The 21,623-nt window shown below is 58.8% G+C and carries 11 protein-coding genes and 2 tRNA genes; 5 read left to right on the plus strand and 8 right to left on the minus strand.

Translation table 11 applies throughout. The features are described from left to right. The first annotated feature begins 264 nt into the window (after nt 1-264). The 4 genes from RBB76_RS03750 (at nt 265) to RBB76_RS03765 (ending at nt 9,673) form a co-directional block, all read left to right on the plus strand. Entirely contained in the window at nt 265-5,502 is a 5,238-nt protein-coding gene (locus tag RBB76_RS03750; RefSeq protein ID WP_429628734.1) for an MBG domain-containing protein, read from the plus strand. An 88-nt stretch (nt 5,503-5,590) separates the two neighbouring features. Further along, on the plus strand, nt 5,591-7,231 hold the full coding sequence (locus RBB76_RS03755) for a hypothetical protein (RefSeq protein WP_429628733.1): 1,641 nt from the start codon (nt 5,591-5,593) through the stop codon (nt 7,229-7,231). Between the two features lie 368 nt (nt 7,232-7,599). After that, nucleotides 7,600-7,676 (plus strand) — tRNA-Pro (locus RBB76_RS03760). A gap of 254 nt (nt 7,677-7,930) precedes the next feature. Next, nucleotides 7,931-9,673: a L,D-transpeptidase family protein gene (locus RBB76_RS03765; protein WP_429628732.1), complete on the plus strand. Its 1,743-nt coding sequence runs from the start codon at nt 7,931-7,933 to the stop codon at nt 9,671-9,673. A gap of 28 nt (nt 9,674-9,701) precedes the next feature. Here the strand turns inward: RBB76_RS03765 and RBB76_RS03770 are convergent, their stop codons facing one another. The 5 genes from RBB76_RS03770 to selD all read right to left on the minus strand — a co-directional run bounded on the left by RBB76_RS03770 (nt 9,702) and on the right by selD (nt 15,972). Further along, the gene (locus tag RBB76_RS03770; RefSeq protein ID WP_429628731.1) at nt 9,702-10,226 is read right to left on the minus strand and encodes a L,D-transpeptidase family protein; all 525 of its coding nucleotides are present in this window, start codon (nt 10,224-10,226) and stop codon (nt 9,702-9,704) included. Nucleotides 10,227-10,385: 159 nt separating this feature from the next. Beyond that, nucleotides 10,386-11,000: a 5-formyltetrahydrofolate cyclo-ligase gene (locus RBB76_RS03775; RefSeq protein WP_429628730.1), complete on the minus strand. Its 615-nt coding sequence runs from the start codon at nt 10,998-11,000 to the stop codon at nt 10,386-10,388. 444 nt (nt 11,001-11,444) lie between these two features. Beyond that, nucleotides 11,445-13,340, minus strand: a complete 1,896-nt coding sequence (gene selB, locus RBB76_RS03780; RefSeq protein ID WP_429628729.1) for a selenocysteine-specific translation elongation factor — start codon at nt 13,338-13,340, stop codon at nt 11,445-11,447. After that, entirely contained in the window at nt 13,337-14,776 is a 1,440-nt protein-coding gene (gene selA, locus RBB76_RS03785; RefSeq protein ID WP_429628728.1) for an L-seryl-tRNA(Sec) selenium transferase, read from the minus strand. Before selA ends, selB begins: the two co-directional genes overlap by 4 nt. A gap of 122 nt (nt 14,777-14,898) precedes the next feature. Continuing rightward, nucleotides 14,899-15,972 carry a selenide, water dikinase SelD gene (gene selD, locus RBB76_RS03790; RefSeq protein WP_429628727.1) on the minus strand — a complete coding sequence of 358 codons (1,074 nt, stop codon included), beginning with the start codon at nt 15,970-15,972 and terminating at the stop codon, nt 14,899-14,901. A gap of 41 nt (nt 15,973-16,013) precedes the next feature. Between selD and RBB76_RS03795 the strand changes: the two genes are divergently transcribed. Further along, a tRNA-Sec gene (locus RBB76_RS03795) sits at nt 16,014-16,108 on the plus strand. A gap of 59 nt (nt 16,109-16,167) precedes the next feature. On the opposite strand, the gene nrfD is transcribed toward RBB76_RS03795, so the two are convergent. From nrfD to fdh, 3 genes are read right to left on the minus strand one after another with little or no spacing between them, the layout of a single operon-like run. Continuing rightward, the gene (nrfD, locus tag RBB76_RS03800) at nt 16,168-17,100 is read right to left on the minus strand and encodes an NrfD/PsrC family molybdoenzyme membrane anchor subunit (RefSeq protein ID WP_429628726.1); all 933 of its coding nucleotides are present in this window, start codon (nt 17,098-17,100) and stop codon (nt 16,168-16,170) included. After that, nucleotides 17,101-18,090, minus strand: coding sequence for a 4Fe-4S dicluster domain-containing protein (locus RBB76_RS03805; protein ID WP_429628725.1), 990 nt, complete (start codon nt 18,088-18,090; stop codon nt 17,101-17,103). Further along, nucleotides 18,080-21,385: a formate dehydrogenase gene (fdh, locus tag RBB76_RS03810; RefSeq protein WP_429628724.1), complete on the minus strand. Its 3,306-nt coding sequence runs from the start codon at nt 21,383-21,385 to the stop codon at nt 18,080-18,082. The genes RBB76_RS03805 and fdh overlap by 11 nt, the downstream gene beginning before the upstream one ends. Nucleotides 21,386-21,623: the final 238 nt, after the last annotated feature.

The raw sequence follows: 21,623 nt of genomic DNA on the forward strand, positions 1-21,623 counted from the left end.
CTGCTCTCATCAACCCTTTCTCCCGAGTTGCTAACTTTCTTTTTCGAAAAAAACCAGTTCCGGCCTCTAAGTTCAACTGTTTTGAAGCGTATTCGACTGCCACTTTATAGGTAGTTCCTTCAAATCCTCCACATGCAATACTTTTGGCGCAGGAGACCGGATACCTACTTTCAGCGGAAGGGTCAAAACTCCGCAAGAACCGCTTTACCTGCAACTTACGTCTCACCTGCTTCACTTTGCGGCACGAACCTAGGAGCTTCACCCATGCATTTCAACCGCATCTCTGGTGTCCAGGCCCTCTCTGCTCTGGTCGTTCTAATTGCATTCGCCATTCTGCCGTCTCTCGCATCTGCCCAGGTGCTGACTCTGGTGCAGAGTGGCACCCGCTATGCGGGGACCATTACGCCAGGCTTTAACGGGGACTTCGGACCAGCGACGACGGTTAGTCTCAACACCCCGTCCTACATCGTCTTCGACTCAAATGGAAATCAATATCTATCGGACACACTGAACAACTGCGTCCGCAAGATCGATACCACGGGCTCCATGAGCACCCTGGTCGGACTAGCGGTCTCTGGCAAGGGCGATACCTGCTCCACTGCGACCAACAGCACCCCAACCCCCACCCAAGGCCTAAACCAACCCACCGGTCTTGCCGTGGACAACTCTAACAACCTCTACATCGCCGACAGCAGTCATAACTGCATCCGCAAACTCCCCTTCGGAACCTCTGGAGTCGCCTCTCTCATTACGGTCGCCGGCACCTGCGGCTCCGGAGCATCCGCCACCCCTAACCCGAACGGTCTCGTCCTCGACGCTAGCAACAACCTCTACATCGCAATTCAAGATACCGAGGTCCCTGCCTCGCTCAGCACTTATCAGGTCCTGCTTCAGACCCCGAGTTCGAGCCTGTGCGTCGTGGCAGGCGCGCCTTCTACACTGGTCCCCACAACCTGTCCCGGCATCACCGGCAGCGTCACGCTGAATGCTCCGTCGGGTCTCGCGATCAATGGCGCAGGCGACCTCTTCATCGCAGATACCGGCAACAACTGCGTCCGCCAGGTGGTCGGTCTCTCAACCTATCAGACGGCAGTCGGCCAATGTTCTAATGACAATTCGGGCACGATCGCCACTTCGCTGAACAAGCCTTATGGTCTGACTTTTTCCCCCACGCAGTTGCTCTACATTACTGAGACCAGTCCGGACGTCGTCGTCAGTTATGTCCTTGGCTCAAGCAACGTGACCATCGCCGCGGGGCTGCCCAATGGCGCTTCCGGCCCATACAGTTCAACTCAGGACGGAACCTCCACCCTCAACTTTCCGCTCAATGGTCCACGCGGTATAACGGTCGACGGCCTTGGCAACTTCTCCCTCGCAGATTCCGGTAATAGCATCCTGCGCAAGCTCAGCAGCAATATCATCTTTCCCACCACTCCAGTCGGTAGCGTCAGCGCTGGGCTTCCAGTGACCTTTGTCGTCAATCAAAAGGTAAATCTTTCCGTCATCTCAGGACCTGACTTCAACATCATCACAAACACCTGCACGGGCATTCTTAGCCCTTCCACACCGGGCGCCCCGCCTGCCACCTGCCAGGTCTTCGTCCGTTTCACGCCGACTCTTCTCGGTCTTCGTAGCGCCCCCATCAAGCTTTCGGACTCAATCTCCGGAAACACGGTTTCCCAGGGGCTTGAGGCCCGAGCGACTGGAGCACTGGGCGTTTTCACCCCTGGGACAGTCAACACCGTTGTCAAAGCGCTAGACGCGCCTTCTGCCGTGACGGTAGATCCGGCAGGCAACGCATACATACTTGATACGGGCGCGACCCTAGGCTCTGGTAATCTCCTCGACCTTCAGGCTGGTGGCGGTGCACCGGTCCCCATCATCCCGGGGGGATCTGGTCTGCTTACCTCGTCGGCCATCACCATCGACTCTACTGGCAACTACTTCATGACCGACGCCGTTCACGGCACCGTCGCCCGGTTCGGCGTTGACGGACGCCTCAACACCAGCTACGTCAACGGACTTGACACCCCCACGTCAATCTACGTCGACGGCTTCGATAACCTCTTCATTGCGCAGGCCGGTGCGACGCATAACGTGATCGAGGTTTACGCGGGCGGCGGAAGCCGTGTCATCGCGGGTGGCGGCAGCAACTCTTCCGCCGATGGCGTCCTTGCCACCACCGCTAGCTTCGTCTCACCCGGCGGCCTCATTCTCGACGCGACGGGCATCCTCTACATTGCCGATACCGGCGGCCACTTTGTATATGCAGTGGATAAATTCGGAATCATTCACGAGATCGCCGGCAACGGAACCACGACTACAACCGTCCCCGGCCAAGCCACCGGCACCGCTCTCATCGCTCCTTCTTCCCTGGCTTTCGACGCCGCCGGCGACCTTTACATCGCCGATGCCACCGCCAACCTCGTTTACACCGTCTTCGTCTCAACCACAAGCAACGGTAGTAACATCTCAACCATTCTCGGTACCGGCACCGCCGGAAACTCGGGCGACGGGGGCCTCGCGAACCTTGCCCAAATCAACAATCCTCTTGGTATTGCCGTTGAAGGCAACGGCAATCTCTTCGAGGTCGACAACGGCAACAGCTCTATCCGCGAAATCACCTATCCGAATCCCACCCTGGCCTTCGGCACCGTTCTTGTCGGCCAAAGCTCAGTCATCATCCAGCAAAGCCTAAGCAACTTTGGCTCTGCTCCCTTCACGCTCAACGGCGCCATCACCACCACAGATCCACACTTCACCATCGACCCGGGAACCACGACCTGTGGCACGACCATCATTGCGGGCTCAACTTGCAACCTGGGCTTCGTCTTCACTCCAACGGCCAAGGGTCCGCTGACTGCGACTGTCAACATCCCTTCGAACGCTTACAACAGCCCTGAGACCCTCACGCTCACCGGAACAGGAAAGGTCTTTATCCCGCTTCAGTTCACGCTGTCGCCCGAAACCGAGGTCTACGGCCAGCCCTTTTCCGAGAATGTCAGCGTGACCAACGGCAGTCCCTCTCCAACCGGCACAATCACCTTCAGCTTCGGCGCACAGATTCTGTGCACTGTCACCGCGACTTTCGGAACCGGATCAACCTGTAACGCTCCAAATAGCGGCCTGGCCGTCGGCTCCTACGGTGTCACCTTCACCTACTCCGGCGACACCAACTACGCGCCCGCGACTGGCAACGTAACACTCACGGTCATTCCGGCCCCACTCACGATCACCGTCAACAACTTCACCCGACCGTACGGAGCCGCAAACCCCACCTTTACCGGCACCATTAGCGGAATCGTCTCGGGAGAAACCATACTCGTCGCCTACTCCAGCACCGCGACGATCACATCTCCTGTCGGGAACTACCCCATCGTCGCAACTCTTACGCCAGTTGGAACGACGAAGCTTTCCAACTACACGGTCATTAACACGCCCGGGACCCTAACCATCACTCGGATCTCTATCACTGTTACAGTTCTCAACGCCACACGTCAGTACGGCCAGGCCAATCCTCCTTTTAACAGCACCACCCTCGGCGTCACCAACGGGAACACCATTAGCGGCGGCACCGTCAACGGCGATGTACTCACTATCGCCTATTCCTCTCCCGCCACCATCACGTCGCCGGCCGGCTCCTATCCCATTAACGCGACCATCTCCGGAACGAACGCGGGCAACTACAACATCACCATCATTCCAGGCACCCTCACCGTCACACAGGCGACACTCACCATCACAGTCGGCAACGCAACCCGCACCTACGGAACACCTAACCCTCCCTTCACCAGTACCTTTAGCGGCGCCCTCAACGGCGATACCTTCACCAACACCTACTCCACTCCCGCCACTATTGCATCACCGGTCGGGTCCTACCCAATCAACGACACCATCGGAGGCCCCGCAGCTAACAATTACACCGTTAACGTCACCCTTGGAACCCTGACCATCACTCCGACCTCCGTCGCTGTAAACGTAGCTGCGAATAATGCAAATCGCCCCTACGGCGCAGCCGATCCCACCTTCACCAGCACTGTCACCGGCGCTCTCAACGGCGACACCTTCATCATTACCTACATAACCACCGACACTCCGGCCTCACCCATCGGCACCTACACCATCATCCCCACCGTCTCCGGCCCAACAGCCGCCAACTACACCAACATCACAACAACCAACGGAACCCTCACCGTCACGCCGGCTGTGCTTACCATCACTGCGAACAACGCTACCCGCGCATACAACACCGCGAATCCAACCTTCACGGGCACAACCGCCGGCCTGTTCAAGGGTGACACTGTCGTCACCAGCTTCTCCAGCCCAGCCGTCCTCAGCTCCGCTGTGGGCACTTATCCGATTATCCCCGCCGTCTCCGGGGCGGCGCTCTCCAACTACTCTGTCAATCTCGTCAACGGTTCCCTGACCATCACGCAAAACCAAGCTGCTCTGGTCATCAACGTCAATAGTGCCAGCCGCCTCTACGGAGCACCGAATCCCACTTTCACCGGCACGGTCACTGGCATCGCCCCCGGTGACGACGTGGTCGTCAGCTACACCACTACAGCCACGCCTTCCTCACCCGCAGGCCAATACGCCATCGGCGCCAGCGTCTCCGGAACCTCCGCCGGCAACTACGTCGCGACTATTCACCCAGGCACACTCGATGTCAGCCCCGTCGCCACTACCACCACCATCACTAGTTCTGGTTCGCCCGCAACCGCGGCGGCCTCGGTCACGTTCACTGCTACCGTCACCACCGCAAATGGAGTACCTACCGGCACGGTGAACTTCACCGACGGCGGCAACCTCCTCGGAACCGGCACCCTAAACAGCAGCGGTATTGCAACATTTTCCACCACTACTCTCACAGCCGGCAGTCACACAATTACCGCGACCTTCCAGGCCAACACCAACTTCTCTAGCAGCTCCGCCACACTCACCCAGGTCATCAACACTCCAGTCGGCAGTTTCACAATCTCCGCCACGCCCCCGACTCAGCTCATCCGCGGTCCCGGTACAACGACCTACCAGGTTGTTCTCACCTCAGTCGGAGCTTTCGCAGGCCAAATCAATCTCTCCTGCTCAGGCCTCCCTGCTGACGCCACCTGCACCTTCGCCAGCAACCCGACACTCACCTCCGGAAGTACCGCCACCGTCGCCCTGACCATCAACACCACCGCAGCCGACGCCAGACTTCGCAATCCGGCGATCCCCTCTTTCAATACAACAGAACTCGCGCCCATCACCGTTGCCGCAGTCTTTCCATTTGAACTAACCGGCCTCGGAGTCTTCTTTGCCGGATTCCGTCGCCGAAAAAAGCCAGGTACTCCGCAGATTCGTCTTCTCACCGCGATCCTTCTTTCTTTCGGTATTCTTGGCCTGGCTGGTTGCTGCTTCAACACCACATTTAAGACTTACACCGTGAACATTACGGGCACCAGCGTCAGCTCCACAACGCCGGCTCAATCCACCTCGGTCTTTCTGTCCGTCGGTCAGTAGCAGCATTGTCACTCGTCTGTCCTGTCGATCTCACATGGAACAGGAGTTAAAAAAATCAGGAAGCACCGCAGTTGGAGGTTTCATCCTTATGCATCTCCGCCCCGTGAGCGCCGAAAGATCGAGCTCCCACACCGTGCGTCTCGCCGGTGGCCTTCTCAATTTCGGAACTACGCTCTTCGTCGCCCTCTGCGTTGCAACTTTTCCACTGCCCGCTTTAGCGCAGGCTCTCAAAACCGCCTCGACGCCCCTTCCCGAATTTTCACGCCTCGACCTCTACGGCGGCTACGCCTACTTCCATCCCTTCAACAGTGGAATCGGTCCCTTCGTCTATCAGCCCATCAACCCAGGCGCAGTCGCCAGTGTCACGGGCTACTTCAATCGGTATCTAGGTATTCAGGCCGAAGGCAGCTTCTTTCCTGACGGCCCCAATGATTGTTACTTCACCGCACAGGCAGGCCCCGTCCTGCGTTATCAGAAGGGCCGCCTCATCCCCTTCGCCCACATTCTCGGCGGAGGAGCCAGGGCAGGAGGCCCAGCTTTCCAACCGTGCACATGGGGCTGGGGCGTTACCACCGGAGCGGGTCTAGACCTGGTTCTCCCCTACTTCAACAACCACGTTGCACTTCGCCTGATCCAAGCGGACTTCAACTACTCGCACGTCGATTACGGTCCTCTCGATGCCGCTCAGGTGACCGGAGGCGTTGGCGAGATTACCGCCTACCGCCTCTCCGCCGGAGTCGTCCTGCGCTTCGGACAGCAAAAGGCGCCTCCACCCGTCCAACTCGGTTGCACCGTTCAGCCGACCAATGTGTATCCTGGCGACCCCATCACCGTCACAAGCACCGCAACAAACCTCGAACCAAAGAAGAAGCTCTCTTACACTTGGACGGCCAGCAGCGGCGCAGTTACTGGCAATAATGAAATCGCGACCGTCAACACCGCTGGCCTAACTCCAGGCGACTATACGGTCACTGGCCATCTCAGCGAAGGCAAACTCCCCGGTGAGAGTGCCACCTGCACAACCGGCTTCCGCATCCATAATCCGGCACCGCCCACCATCACCTGCTCCGCGAACCCAAGCACTGTCATGCCCAGCGACCCTTCAACAATCACAGCCGACGCCAATAGCTTGGAAGGCTTAACACTGAGTTACTCCTACTCTTCCACTGCCGGCCAAATCTCCGGGACCACACCCACCGCGACCCTCGTGACCAGCGGCGCTCCATCGGGCACGGTCACTGTCACTTGTAACGTAGTCGACGATCTCGGCAAACACGCCTCCGCCGACACCACTGTCACGATCGTCACTCCTCCTCCACCTCCGGTCCCCAAAGTCCGTCCCCTCTGCAGCGTCTCGTTTGAACGCGACATGAAGCGTCCCGTCCGCGTCGACAACGAAGGGAAGGCCTGCCTTGACGACATCGCCCTCACGCTTAACCGCGACACGACCTCCAAACTCGTGATCGTTGGACGACACTCTGACGACGAAACCGCCGACGTCGCAGCCCAACGCGACCTCAATGTCGAGCAGTATCTCGTCGACGAAAAAGGCATCGACCCGGCACGTATTTCTATGCGAACCAGCGGTCAACCCGGCCGTGTCCTCGATAGCACTCTGGTTCCGGACGGAGCCACCTTTATCCCTGGCGACACTTCCACTTTCGACGCAGATTCGGTGAAGCGGGTGGGCCAGCCTTACGCCAAACCAAAAACCACGACAAATCACTAATCAGCCAGATTCGCTCAACTCATCGAGGGAGGGCCTCCAAGGCCCTCCCAATTTCGCGACTGGCGTTGCACTGTTTAACGGAGTACACCTGGAAAATATCGTTATCTTTCCCGAAGGCAATCTAAACGACATCTTGTAACCGCTCAGCCAAGCGCGCCAACTCCCGTCTCGTCGTTGCCCATCTTTTCTTTCGCACGCGGAACTTAGGATTACCATGCCCAGACGAAATCGTCTCTACTCCCCGCTCCTTCGCCACCCGTAACGATATCTGCTAAACTACCTGAGTCGGTACAGCGATCCAGCAAGCCTTCCCGCGCGCTTGAGCTTTACGGAAAGCACCACCCATCGACATCTCACCGCAGCACATTCGGGGCGTAGCGCAGTCTGGTAGCGCACCTGGTTCGGGACCAGGGGGTCGGAGGTTCGAATCCTCTCGCCCCGACCAATTACTTGACCTTCATCCCTTTGAAACTCAGTTTTTGCAGATGACCTGATAGTAAGAAGTGCTTGCTGTCGAGAGATGCCGGGTGATATTTCTCTCTAACCCGACAAGATGCAAACGCGGACCGCGTCCCCAAAAATTCACTACCTTTGGTAGCGAATCTACCTTTCATTGCGCCTTTTCCATTCCCGGCCAGTTTCACACCTCTGTGGTGATCCCTGTTTATCATTTGCGAAGTACTCCGGGAGGAATGACCTGTGCGTTCTACACAACCGCTTGAGATTGCCATTCTGCTTCTTTTCGCATCACTGCCGTTCAGCGGGCAGACCTCCGTGCAGAACGTAAAGAATTCACCTGACGCGGCCCGGACCAAAGCTAGTTCCACACAGAAGCCAGACGGTGCAGCTGCCCGGTTGAGCGCGATCGTCGCCGCCGGGCAGCTTGACGATCTTCGTTGGCCGAACTTCTCAGACTACCGGAGTCACCTCGTCAACTTTTACCGCCCTTCCGGATACAAACTGGCATGGGTTAGCGATGGCACGCCGACCCCCCAGGCTACTGAGGTGATCCAGATATTGCAGGACGCCGATCGGGAGGGCCTTCACGCCGAAGATTACGACGCCTCGCGTTGGGCTGATCGCCTGAAGTTGCTGCAGGGTTCACATGGCAGCGCCGATGAAGCGCGCTTCGATGCCGCTCTCACCGTCTGCATCATGCGCTACGTCTCCGACGTGCATATTGGAAGGATCAACCCTGAAAATCTGGGGTTCGAGTTTGATGTTTCTCACAAGAAATTAGACTTGCCGCACTTTGTCCGCGAACGACTAGTTAATGGCTCTGATCTACCTTCGGAACTGGCTGGGATTGAACCACCTTTTCCGAGCTACCAACGACTCCGTACAGCTTTGTTGCACTATATGGAACTGGAGAAGGGCGGTGACGGGGAGAAGGTACTTGACGTCGGGGGTGTGTCTCCAGGCGGGCAGTACGCGGGGATAGCAGGATTGACAAGCAGATTGCGGCTGTTGGGCGATCTACCGGACAGTGTCACGATACCGCCTGACGCGAAGATCTATGAAGGACCCCTGGTCGATGCAGTCAAACACTTTCAAGAGCGATTTGGTCTACGCCCAACCGGGGAACTTGATTACAAGACCGTTGTTGAGATGAATGTGCCGCTGAGCGATCGGATTGAGCAAATGCAGTTGGGATTGGAGAGATTCCGATGGTTGCCTTACCAGTTCAAACAGCCACCCATTGTGATCAATGTGCCAGAGTTCCGCCTCTATGCGTTCAACGACAAAAATGAAGTGGGTCTCGCGATGAGGGTGAATGTGGGCGAGGACTATAGCCACCAAACACCTATGTTTGAAGGCAATATCCAGTACCTTGTCTTTCGCCCTTATTGGACTCCCACGCCGAATATTCTGCGCAACGAGATCATCCCCGATATGGAAAAAAATCCTTCTCTGCAGGACCAGAACTTAGAGCTGGTCAGCGCGAGCGGGAAGGTTATCAGCTCCGGAGATGTCACTCCCGCTATGTTGCAACAGGTGCGAGCGGGAAAGCTATCAGTGAGGCAGCCACCTGGTCCGGAAAATGGGATGGGACTGGTCAAATTTATGTTCCCCAACCAGCACGATGTCTATATTCACGACACTCCTGCGAGCCTGGATATGTTCTCTGAGGCAACGGAAGGGGAAGAGGGAGAGTTAAAACGGGTGGCAAGCCATGGGTGCATCCACCTGCAATATCCCGACAAGTTCGCAGCGTGGCTTCTCCGCGACACTCCGGGCTGGGACTCGGATCGAGTTGAGAAGGCAATGCACGACGGCCGGGATAACCTGCAGGTGAATCTTGCTCCGCCTGTTCCGGTTTTGATCTTCTATATGACTGTTGTGGTCGAAGAGAACGGCGACGTTCACTTCTTTCACGATATCTATGATCACGACAGAACGCTCAAGCAGGAGTTGGCATTGGGTTATCCGTATCCCAAATGAACTGCCCTGTAGTCGTAGATGATCGCGATTAGGGTTTGATCTCGATCGGCGTGCCGTCTGGCACGACTCGCCATATTTCATCGATCTCTTCATTGGTCAAGGCGATGCAACCGTCGGTCCAATCGCCCTGCTGCTGGCTCGGCCCTTTGAAATCGTTTGGCAGCCCATGGATGAACAGATCGCCGCCGGTTGGAACACCCAGTTTTCTCGCGCGTGCTAGATCTTCCGCGTTCGGATAAGAGATGTGAATGGACCTGTGATACAGGCTATGCGCGTTATGCCGATCGAGCACGTAGTTGCCTTCAGGCGTTTTGCGATCGCCTTCCCTGATTTTAAAGCCGACTGGATTGCCTCCTAGTGACACGGTGTAGGTTTTCAGAACTTCGCTGCCCTTCATTAGCAAAAGCTTTCTCTGCCTCTTAAGAACTAGCACCCTATCTGCTGTGGCAGACGCTGGCAAGGAGGGATTGTCGGCTGAAAGCGCATGCACGGAAACGACCGCTAAAGTGAGAAGAGGGACAACAGCCAGCTTCGTGATCTTTCCCAGCCACATTCTGCTCGTGCTCCGCGTTACCAGTGAGAGACTATACAAGAGGGGCAAAGAAACCCCATGGTTAGCCAGGACCAGCTAAACCGTCAAGGAGTATAACTCACTTGCCAATTGCTTTATAAAACGATACTCGAGACTGACCAATCATACGAAGGTGGGATATTAGACATGTCGTTGTATCGTTTCGGCCTCGGTAACAACGTAGTCCATTGGCACATCGTACTGCTGAGGCCAAATCGTTTCGAGTCGCAGTGACGCAAAGCCTATGCCGATACTGAGAGGCTTCGGTTCAGCTGCTGCCAACGTTCTATCGTAATAGCCCCCGCCGTAACCCAGCCGATAACAGCGACCGTCATAACCAACCAACGGGACCACTAAAGTGTCGGGAACCAAAACGCGAGAGTCTGCGGGATAAGGTATACCGAACGCACCGGCAACCATACTGCATTCTGGCGTCCAGAGGCGGAAAGTAAGCGGTTGCGATCGCCCAACAACCACCGGCAGTGCGACAGTTCCTCCTTCAGCTAGAAAACGATGAATTAAAGGAAGCACTTCGATCTCGCCCCGAAAGGGCCAATAGAAGCCTGCAATTTTGGTCCCTTGGGCTTGGAATAGAGAATGCACTTCGTTGAGAACAACCTCGCCTGCGCGATGTTGTTGCTCTTTAGAAAATGAAGTGCGCAACTCGAGAAGCTCTGACCTTTTTCGCTTCCGCCAGGCGATGAGTTCCGCTTCCTGTCCAATCTCTGACAACCCAGGTTTCATAGGGTCATTCATACTATTCTCGACGCGTTGGCGCCTTTGTTTTGCATAAGAACAGTGTAATCCGGTGCGAATGGGTCCAGTCGGCATTTGTTATGGACACCTACGAGACTGTTTGAAATCGCCGCGATGCCGGTCTTTGGTGCGGAGAACATGCGTGTCCGATCGGGATTGTGGCCCTCCAAACGTTGCGTTGAGCACGAGAGCCTCTGGAGAGCAGACCGCATACAAGCCAACTCTTACTAGAGTCCTCCCACTGCGACAGCCTATCTTTACTCGTCGCGATGGGATAATCAGCGATCTAAGTGGTCTTGCAGGCTGCGCCAAAGTCCTCAGGGTTTCGCGCGTTGCAAGCAACGATCTCCGACATTGCAACTGACCTGGCTTTCACCATTAGAACTCGATCTTGATTTGGCTATGTATCGCAGCTGCTGCAAGCTCGCGACGGTAGATCTCGGGTTAGAGCACGGTGCGGATGCCGTTTTGGTTGCGGGTGATGCGGGCGCCGTCGAGATACTCAAGCAACGGGATGGCATGTTTACGGGTCAGGCCAGTTAAGGCTTTGAAGCGGCCTACGTCGAAGGTCTGGCCGCGCTGCTTTTGGAGCTCGGTTCTTAGCCGGACGAGCGCTTCGGCGTGGATCAGGAGGTTGTCGGCGCCCATACGGACTAACTTGCCGGCACGGATGAGAATGGTGATCAGCGGGGGCACTTCTTCATAGGGAAGCTGCAGGGTCGCGGCTACTTCACTGACGATCGGCGAGGCGAGGCCGGCGGTGCGGTAGAGAACCTCGACTTTGGCCAGGGCTTCTGTGGGCTCTTTTGCGCCAGCTCCGCGCAGAGTGAATTGACTGCCGACTGCCTGAACGGGTTTGACTTGGGGCAAGCGCACGGCGGCCAGAGCGAAGACCCAATCTTCTAATTTGGTTCGGGAGCGCAATTCGGCGCGGGAGAGGGAGCGGGCTTCGGTCCGCTCCAACTCTTTGTAAAGAAGCTCGACAGCCTCGGCCAGCGCCCCTGGCCAAAGCGCGTGGTCAACGGCGGCGTGCTCCACAGTGTCACCGATCAGTTGCTTGCTTGCGATCAGTGGCGCGATGATCGGACGGATGGCGTCGGGGTGGAGACCGGTTTCGCGGCTGAGGGTTTTGAGAGAGATTCCGTGAAGGCCGCGGCGGCGCACGCGCAGGAGAATCTGCTGTTCGGGCGCGGCTTCGCGAAGCTGTTCCAGCCATGCGTTTGCGGCCGCTTTTCTGAGGCGGGGCAGGGGGTGCGCATCAAGTACTCGGCCACCGCCTACTGTGATTGCGGGCGAAGGTAGCCTGAGCACGAAGCGATCGCCGGGTGTGAGGAGCAGGGGTTTGCTGAGACGCAGGCGAGCGAGAGGAGCGGCTGAGTTTTCGTCGGGGGAGTAGAGAAGGACGCGCGCTGTGGTTTCGGATGTGAAGGCATGCAGGCGCAGGGTGGTGCGGTGTCGAAGCGCGGGCATGCCGGGCAGGACGGTTAGCTCTACATCGACGATGTCTACCGGCGAAACTGTCTCGGGCGGCACGATGGTATGGCCGCGATGCACTTCTGCTACCTCGACGCCGACGAGGTTCAGCGCCACGCGGCTAGGTGCGTTGGTCTCGCTTACCTGTGAGCCGTGGACCTGGATGCCGCGGATGCGGACGCTCCGGTCCTCGGGCTGCAGACGAACGGCGTCCCCGACATGCAGGCTGCCGGCCTGGAGCGTGCCGGTGACGACTGTGCCAAATCCGCGCACCGAGAAGGCACGATCCAGGGGAAGACGCAGGATGGCGTCTGCATTTCGACTGGGCACGTTCAACGCGAGCTGCGCGAGAGCCCGCGTGAGGGTGGGGATTCCCGCGCCGGTGCGTGCGGAGACGGCGATGACAGGAGCATCTTCGAGGAAGGTGTGCTCCGTGAATCGTTGGACCTCCTGACGCGCGGCTTCGAGCCGCTCGGGGGCGACGGCGTCCTGCTTGGTGATGACGACAATGCCGTGGCGGATGCCAAGCAGAGTGCAGATGGCGAGGTGTTCGGTGGTCTGCGGCTTGATGCCCTCATCGGCGGCGATGACCAGCATGACGCAATCGATGCCACCGGCGCCGGCGAGCATGTTGCGGATGAAGGCGTGGTGACCGGGGACATCGATCAGGCTGAGCTGGATCGAGTATCCGGCGGGATCACGAAGATCGAGAGACGCGAAGCCGAGGTCGATGGTGATGCCGCGGGATTTTTCTTCCGGCAGTCGGTCTGTGTCGGTACCGGTGAGGGCATGGACAAGTGCGGTTTTGCCGTGATCGATGTGGCCGGCGGTGCCGAGGACCACAGAGCGCGTGGCTGCGGACTTCATGGCTGCTCTGGCTCGAGCGCTTGTCTCAGCAGCTGAGCGAGAAGGGCGTCTTCTGCGGGCGGGATGGTCCGCAGGTCGAGCAGGACGCGGCCCTCGTAAATGCGCACGACGACCGGAGGATCGAGGTGGCGCATATTTGCCGCAAACAATGTTTCCGACATTTGAGAAGGCCGCAGGGCCAGGGCGAAGCTGGCGAGAGATGCTCCGGGAGTCGTGCCGCCGCCGACTATGCTGCGGGTCTCGACGACGTCTACCGCGGCGCTGGTGGAGCGGAGCCTTTCGGCCATGGCGACGCAGCGGGCGCGGATGGCCTCGGCGGGCATGCGCAGCATGGCGATGGCCGGCAGGGTTTCTTCGGCTGCGGTGAGATAGGCGATCAGAGTAGCTTCGAGCGCCGCGTAGGTGAGCTTGTCCACACGCAAGGCTCGAAGCAGCGGATTAGCGCGAATGCGATCGAGGATGGGCTTGGCGCCAACGAGGATGCCGCACTGTGGGCCGGCGAGCAGTTTGTCTCCGCTGCAGGCGACTAGGGCGAGGTCGCTCGAGGCGCTTTGGATCCAGGAAGACTCGTCCTGGATGCCGGACTCCGCGAGGTCAACGATGCAGCCAGTGCCTTGGTCCTCAAAGACAGGAAGCGAGGCGCGGTTGCCGAGATCGAGGAGTTCCTCGAGGGCAGGGCTTTCGGTGAAGCCTTCCATGCGGAAGTTCGAGCGATGCACGCGGAGGATGAGGCGTGTTTGTGGAGTGATGGCGGCGGCGTAGTCGGAGAGACGGGTGCGGTTGGTGGTGCCCACCTCACGGAGGATGGCTCCGGACTTGCGCAAAATGTCAGGGACGCGGAAGCCGCCGCCAATCTCGACCAGTTCTCCGCGAGAGACGAGGACATCGCCGCCTTCCGCCAGAGTGTTGAGGGCGAGGAAGTTGGCGGCCGCACAGTTGTTCACCACAACTGTAGATCTGTGGGCCAGGTCTGATGGGCTTTGGCCGCTTTTGAGGGCGATCACGTTGAGAATGAGCCGCTCGACGTGAAGATCGCGGCGGCTGCGCTCACCGGTCTCCAAATCGAATTCGAGGTTTGAGTAGCCACGGGCAACCTCGACAATATGCTGAATTGCCGCTTCTGAGAGCGGAGCGCGACCCAGGTTGGTTTGCAGGATAACTCCGGTGGCGTTTAGTACCGGACGCAGCGAGGGGCGGGTCGCATGGCGGAGGCTGTGGGCGACCGCGGTGCTGAGGCCATGCAGCTGCAGGTTGAGGGAATCTTCGGTGTGGCGGCCTGCGTTTATTTCGCCGCGGAGTTCTTGCAGTGTCGAACGGAGGGCCTCAGCGACGAGCTCGCGGGAGTAGGTTTGTTGGAGTCGGAGAAAATCCGAACGATGGAGGAGCTCGCCTACCTGGGGGAGCTTGCGATAGAGATCGGAAGGGTGGGTCTGCATGGGTTGACCGTCTATGCTCAGGATAAGGCTAGTGTAGTGGCAACCCATGCTTCGCGAACTGCGAGCGAGTTTGTTTCAGATTTGAGGATACTGGATTCCTCCATTGCGCTTCGGGCGTTGATTCAGAGTGCTAAGAGGATTTTGGGCGGGCCTTCCAGCACTGCGCCAATCTGGCCCGTGTGCGGATAGCCCGCGGCCTGCAGCTCGGCGATCAGCGGCTGCGCTTGCTCCGTTGGGACAGAGAGCAGCAGGCCACCGGCGGTCTGGGGATCGAAGAGGAGGGTTCGCAGGTTGGGTTCGATTGCGACGGTTTCTTCGACGACGCAATCGGCGAAGTCGCGGTTGGCGAGGAGGCCGCCCGGGATACAGCCGAGGCGGACGGCTTCCATCGCGCCGTCAAGCAGGGCAATGGACGCGGGGTCAATGCGGAGACACACGTTGCTGCCGAAGGCCAGCTCGCGAGCGTGGCCCATGAGGCCGAAGCCAGTGACGTCAGTAGCAGCGTGCACCTGGAACTCGGGGCGGCTAATGATTTCGCCGGCGACTTTGTTGAGGGTGGTCATCGACGCGATGGCGGCTTCGACCCACGCCGGTTGCGCTTTGCCATGCTTGAGGGCCGTGGTGATGACGCCAGTGCCGATGGCTTTGGTGAAGATGAGCGCGTCGCGGGGTCTGGCGGTGGTGTTTCTGAGGATGCGGTCGGGGTGGATGAGCCCTGTAACGGCATACCCGAATTTAATCTCCGCATCCCGGACGCTGTGGCCGCCGAGTACGGTGCAGCCTGCTTGCTCCATGACGGAGAGGCCGCCGCAAAGGATCTGCTCGAGCACCTCCATGTCGCCTTCCTGGGGAAAGCAGACCAGAGTAAGGGCGGTGAGGGCGCGGCCGCCCATGGCGTAGATGTCGCTGAGGGCATTGGTCGCAGCGATGCGGCCGTAGGTAAAAGGGTCGTCGACCATGGGAGTAAAGAAGTCGACGGTCTGCACCAGTGCTTGCTCGGGGCTGATGCGGTAGATTCCGGCGTCGTCGGCGCTCTCGAAGCCTACAAGCAGGTTCGGATCGTGCTGCCTGGGGAGACGGGACAGCACATGACTGAGCGTACCCGGAGCCAGCTTGCTGGCGCAGCCGCCTGCTTTCACCTGCTGGGTAAGCCGAACGGCGGGAACTTCTCCGGTGATATCGGAAGCAAAACCCATGCCTCATAATAGATGCCAGGCCGGCCTGATCGGCGCAGCACGGAAGCGCCTGGGATCCGGTGATCCCCCCGGTCTTCAAAACCGGCGGTCGTCCGTTTCGGGCAACGGTGTGTTCGACTCACACGCGCTTCCGCCAAATCTATTTTGCGGTAAATGGAAGGCTCTCAAGCTCCGATGGGTTCTTACGTATCTCAACTATTCGCCGCTTCGGACGCCCAGTGGCGAAGTGTGAGGTATCTTGACGTACACAGAACGGACAAGCCAACTCTGCGCCAAAAGAAAGATCACGGCAACCGATATGGACAGCAGACCGCCGTTAAGGAGCATCAGGCACAAAGGGATCAGCATCCCGGCAGCGATGAGCGCGCCAGCACGCCATTGTTGCCCGCGGGTATAGAGTTGCGCGTGGATCGTCCTAAGATTCGCAAACAACAATCCTAAGGGAATCACATTGAGTACGAGCAGCACGATAAAGGCGGTGCGGAGGATGGTGATTGCCTGCGTTTGCCGCATCAGGGCCGACAGGACAAGCAGCTCGGCGCAGCCCATCAAGAGGGCCGAATTGGTGAGATACCCTCCCAGCCAGCGCGCGTCTTTCCAACCCGGTTGCGCGTTCGTACTAAGCAGGACGCCCTTGTAGGCTGCAGCGCCGAAGCCAGGCAACAGTCCCAGGACTACCGCGAGTAAGCGAGCCCACTCGAAGTCCCACCCCAGTATGGCCAGCACGCTGAGCCCCGCCGCCGCGGTCAGTGGAAGCGAAAAGATCGTCAGACACCACGTCCCCAACGACATGGGCGAGCTGGGTTTGAAAACCCTGAGCATGTGATGGAAACGCAACGGATCGCCCAGATCCAACACAAGCAATACGAGGTCAACGAGCAAAAGCACGAGAGCGACCGGATAGGCCACCTTCGCTACGCCGAGGAAGACCGCAGGCGCCGCCAATTCGCTGACCGCGGCAGCCAGGAACAGTCCCATCGCCATACCGTTAAGCAAAGCGTCCCAGGCGATGATGCCGTGCCACCCCGGCACCTTGGTCACTGTCGTATTTTCGTAGCCGATCTGCCCCCCTTGTTCCGGCAAGGGAGGCTTGGTGGAAGCGTGCTGCGAGCTGGAGTTTGCGTGCATTTAGGGCTTCAAAAAGAACACAACCACGAGCAGTACGGCGATAGCGGCCAAGCCGCCAGCGACGGAACGAACATAATCTCCCATCATGTGCAGCCACGGATTGAATGGAGCATCGGGTAGGCCGTAAACGGAAGGGCGATCGACAAGCAGATAGAACGAATGCATCTCGGAATAGGTCTCACTGGGTACATCGCCATAAAGGTACGCCTGCGGGACGCCGCGCTGATGAAGTTGTTCCACACGGTTGCGGGCGTGCTCACGAAGCTCGTCGACTGGGCCGAAGTGGATAGACTGAGTTGGACATGCCTTGGCGCAGGCTGGCTCCAGACCATCGCGCTGTCGGTCATAGCAGAGCGTGCATTTGTGCGAATGACCGCCCATTTCGCTACGAGTGATGACGCCGAACGGGCAGGCTGCTATGCACGACGAGCAACCGTTGCAGATGTCAGCCTGAATATAAACGTTCTCGAACTCATTTTGAATAATGGCGCCGGTTGGACAAGCCTGATGGCAAGGGGCCGCCAGGCAGTGCTTGCAATGATCGCTCATCATGAGCCAGCGGTTGAGAGGCGACTCGTCGGACATCGTGCCCATGGGAGCAAGAACGTTTGACGTTTGCTCGGAGAATTGCTCAATGAATTTCACATGGCGCCAGGTGGTCGCCGACAACTCGTTCGTATTGTCATAGCTATTGCCGGACCAGTTAAAACCATCCGAAGGTAGTTGGTTCCACTGCTTGCACGCCACCTCGCAAGCCTTGCAACCAATGCATACGGTGGTGTCGGTGTAAAAACCAGTAGCCTGTTGGGGCTTGGGCGCTTCGCCACGGACAAACGGATAGATGAGACGTCCCAGCACCTCCGGCACCGGGCCGCGCGGTTCACCATGCAGATACGGAGAGATCAAGCGCCCCAGCAGCTGGGACAGCCGGCCGCGCGGCGGATCGCTGGTCTGGGGCAAAGAAGACAGTTCATGTTCTCTACTTGCCATGTCCGATCCTTCCTTCTGGTTGGGCGCTGGCCGGCGTATCCGGGATCGGATCGAGGGTCGGCCAGTGAGCTGTGGATACCGTCGGTTGCAGATCCTGGCCTTCGAGCCGCCCGGCTTGGACCTGGCAGGTGAACGCCTTGCTTTCGTGCATGCTCACGTTCGGGTCGGCTAAGAGTGCGGTCAGATCGTTGGCGTTGCCGCCGACAGTCTCCCCGGCGAAAGCCCAATGGAATGGGAGGCCGATCTGGTGGACCACGCGTCCCTCGACGACAAAAGGCCGCAGCCTCCGCGTCACCATCGCACGAGCCTCGATTCGACCGCGCGCGGTTTGAATCGTCATCCAGCCGCCGTGAACAATACCGCGCTCGGCAGCCAGCTCATAGCTCAGCTCGGCGAACATCTCCGGTTGCAATTCGTTAAGCCAGCTGTTGAAGCGGCTCATCGGCCCACTGAGGTAATGCTCGGTGAGACGGAACGTCGTGGCCACCACGGGATACTCGGCTGTCGGCATGTGGGCGATGTGGTTCAGCGGCCCTGGGAAAAAGCGTACCGTTGGGTTGATATCGTGTTTGGGATAGAGCAGGTTGCCAAACGGCGACTCGACCGGCTCGTAGTGCGTCGGAAGAGGCCCGTCCTTAATGCCGGGGGAGTACAGCCAGCCCAGTCCGTCGGCCTTGGTAATGAACGGATGGGTGCCGGCGATGGCGTCCATGCCCGTTGCGCCAGGGGGCGGTTGATAATCGGGCGGCTTGTTCAATTCGAAGTCCGGTCTGTCGAGTCCGACCCAGCTCCGCTTCTCCGAGTCCCACCAGACCAATTTCTTACGCTCCGACCAGGGCCGTCCTTCTGGGTCGGCCGAGGCCCGGTTGTACAGGACGCGAACGTTGTTTGGCCAGGCGAAGCCCCATTCCGGTTGGATGGGGTTATCCGTGATCTTGCGTTCGTCCGCACGGTTGCGACCTGGCTCGGGAAACACGCCGCTGTAGACCCAACAACCGCATGCCGTCGTGCCGTCATCCTTCAACTCCGAGTAGCCACTGACAAGACGAGGCCCCCCGGTGCGCGGGTCGAATTCATCCAGCCGGTGACCGTTTATCTCCATCAGGACCTTCTCGAGGTCCGGCTCCCCTTCAATGCGGCTAAGTGTTCCATCGGGGAGACGCGGCTGCTCGTCGAAGTCGTAGTCCCAGGTGAGGTTCAGTAGCCCTTGATCCCTGGGATCGGTGGAGTCGGCGTAGAGCTGCTTGAGGCGCTTACCTAGGTTGTAAAAAAACCAGGCGTCAGAACGGCAATCGCCGGATGGATCGATGGCTTTCTTGTGCCATTGAATGAGCCGCTGCGTCTGGGTTAGGCTGCCCTCTTTTTCCTGAGCGGCTGCAGCGGGGATGAAGAAGACCTCGGTCCCGATCTCTGACGGCGGCGGTGCGTTCCGGTCGTTCTTCCAGAAGGTGGCGCTCTCGGTCTCGAACCAGTCGAGAACCACCAGCCACTCGAGGTTGCGCAGGCCAGCACGGTGCAGACCGGCGTTGGGTCCGCCGCCGGCGGGGTTCTGACCAGCCAGGAAATAGCCCTTCACCCCACCCTTTGACATCCGATCAAAGTAGGCCAGTTGCGAGTAGTCACCGTCCACGCGCGGCACCCAGGAAAACCCGAAGTCATTGTCCGGCGTTGCTGCGTCGCCGTACCAGGCCTTGAGCAGGCTGACAATGAATTTGCTAAAGTTCGCCCAGTAACCGGTGGGCATCCTTCCATACTCGATATACCACCTCAAATCTTCGTGTGCGGGGTCATGTGCAGCGGGTTGCGGCAAGTAGCCGGGCAGTGAGTCGTACAAAGTCGAGATGTCGGTTGCGCCCTGGATGGTAGAGTGGCCGCGCAAGGCCATAATGCCGCCGCCGGGCCGGCCCATGTTGCCGAGCAACAGTTGGAGGATGCCGGCGGTGCGTATGATCTGCACGCCGGTGGTATGTTGCGTCCAACCCAGCGCATAGGCAATGCAAGTGGTCCGCTCGCGTCCGGAGTTGGTGCAGAGTAACTCCGCGACGCGTATAAACTCTTCCGGCTTGCAGCCGCACACTTGCGAAACGACTTCAGGGGTGTATCGTGCGAAGTGCCTGCGCAGAATCTGCATAACGCAGCGCGGATGCTGCAAGGTCGGGTCGCGCGGTGCGTTTAATACGTCCGCGTAGGGCGAAGTGTATGGGTCGCCGCTGCCATCCTTGGAGTGGCCGTGATGGCCATATGGGTCTTTCGCCGAGTTCGCCTCAGGCGAATGCTTCGAACTGTCCTGCTCCGCGTGGCCGGCGCTGGATTGCTCGTAGCCCCAATGGCCTTGCTTGGAATCATAGGAATCGTGCTGCTGGTCGAAGCCGCTAAACATCCCTGCCAGATCTTCGGTATCCCGGAAACCTTCATCAATGATGGTCGAAGCGTTAGTGTAGGCCAGGACGTATTCGTGAAACCAACGGTCGTTTGTTAAGACGTAGTTCACCAGGCCGCCGAGGAAAGCAATGTCGCTCCCGGAGCGGATGCCCACGTAAAGATCGCACACCGCCGACATGCGGGTGAAGCGCGGATCGACATGAATCAGCGTCGCGCCTTTCAGCTTGGCCTCCATCGGCCACCGGAAACCGACAGGTTGAGCCTCCGCCATGTTCGATCCCATAAACAGGATGCAATCGCTATTGGCCATGTCCTGCTGATAATTTGTGGCCGCGCCGCGGCCGAACGAGGCGCCCAGACCGGGCACCGAGGCGCTGTGTCATATTCGCGCCTGATTTTCGATCGACACCACTCCCAACCCGCCGCCGAGCAACTTCTTGATGAGGTAGTTCTCCTCGTTGTCAATTGTTGCCCCGCCTAGCGAGCCGATGCTGCGCACCGAGTTGAGCAACCGGCCTTGTTCGTCGCGAGTCGCGAAATCGGCGTTGCGCGTCGTCTTGACGCGTTGGGCAATCTGATCCAGCGCCCACTCCATCGTCTTCGTCTCCCATCGATCGGAGTAGGGAGCGCGGTAGAGGACATTGCGAACGCGATGTGAATTGACGGAGAGCTGGTAGGCGTTGGCCCCTTTGGGACATAGGTGGCCCGTGCTGATGGGGCTATCAGGATCGCCCTCAATATCGATGAGTTCGCCGCCCTTGCTGTAGATGAGTTGCCCGCAGCCGACGGCGCAGTAAGGACAAATGCCCTGGGTCACATCGGCGCCGCGCAGCCGCGAATTCTTCGCCAGCGTCTCTACGCTGAACGGTTCCCGAGAAGTTTGTGGTTTCTTAGTTAGTGGGAAGCGGAACATAGCACCTCCTGAGCGACCTTAGGTTTGCGCAGCATAGCACAAATGCCTCCAAACAGGGAGCCTGTTGAGGCGACCTGCACGAAGAGCTGAATGTGCCGCTGGGCATCCTGTTGTGCTGCAGCAGGGGTGTGCTCTGTCGGTCATCGCGACCGCTGCTCGGAGCGCGGTCACGTCGCCTTTTCATTTAACTCATGTGGCAACCGGCATTGGCACGCTCAGCGAGATCTTGCGAGTGAGA

The organism is Tunturiibacter psychrotolerans, from assembly GCF_051013365.1.
Taxonomy (GTDB): Bacteria; Acidobacteriota; Terriglobia; order Terriglobales; family Acidobacteriaceae; genus Edaphobacter; species Edaphobacter psychrotolerans_A.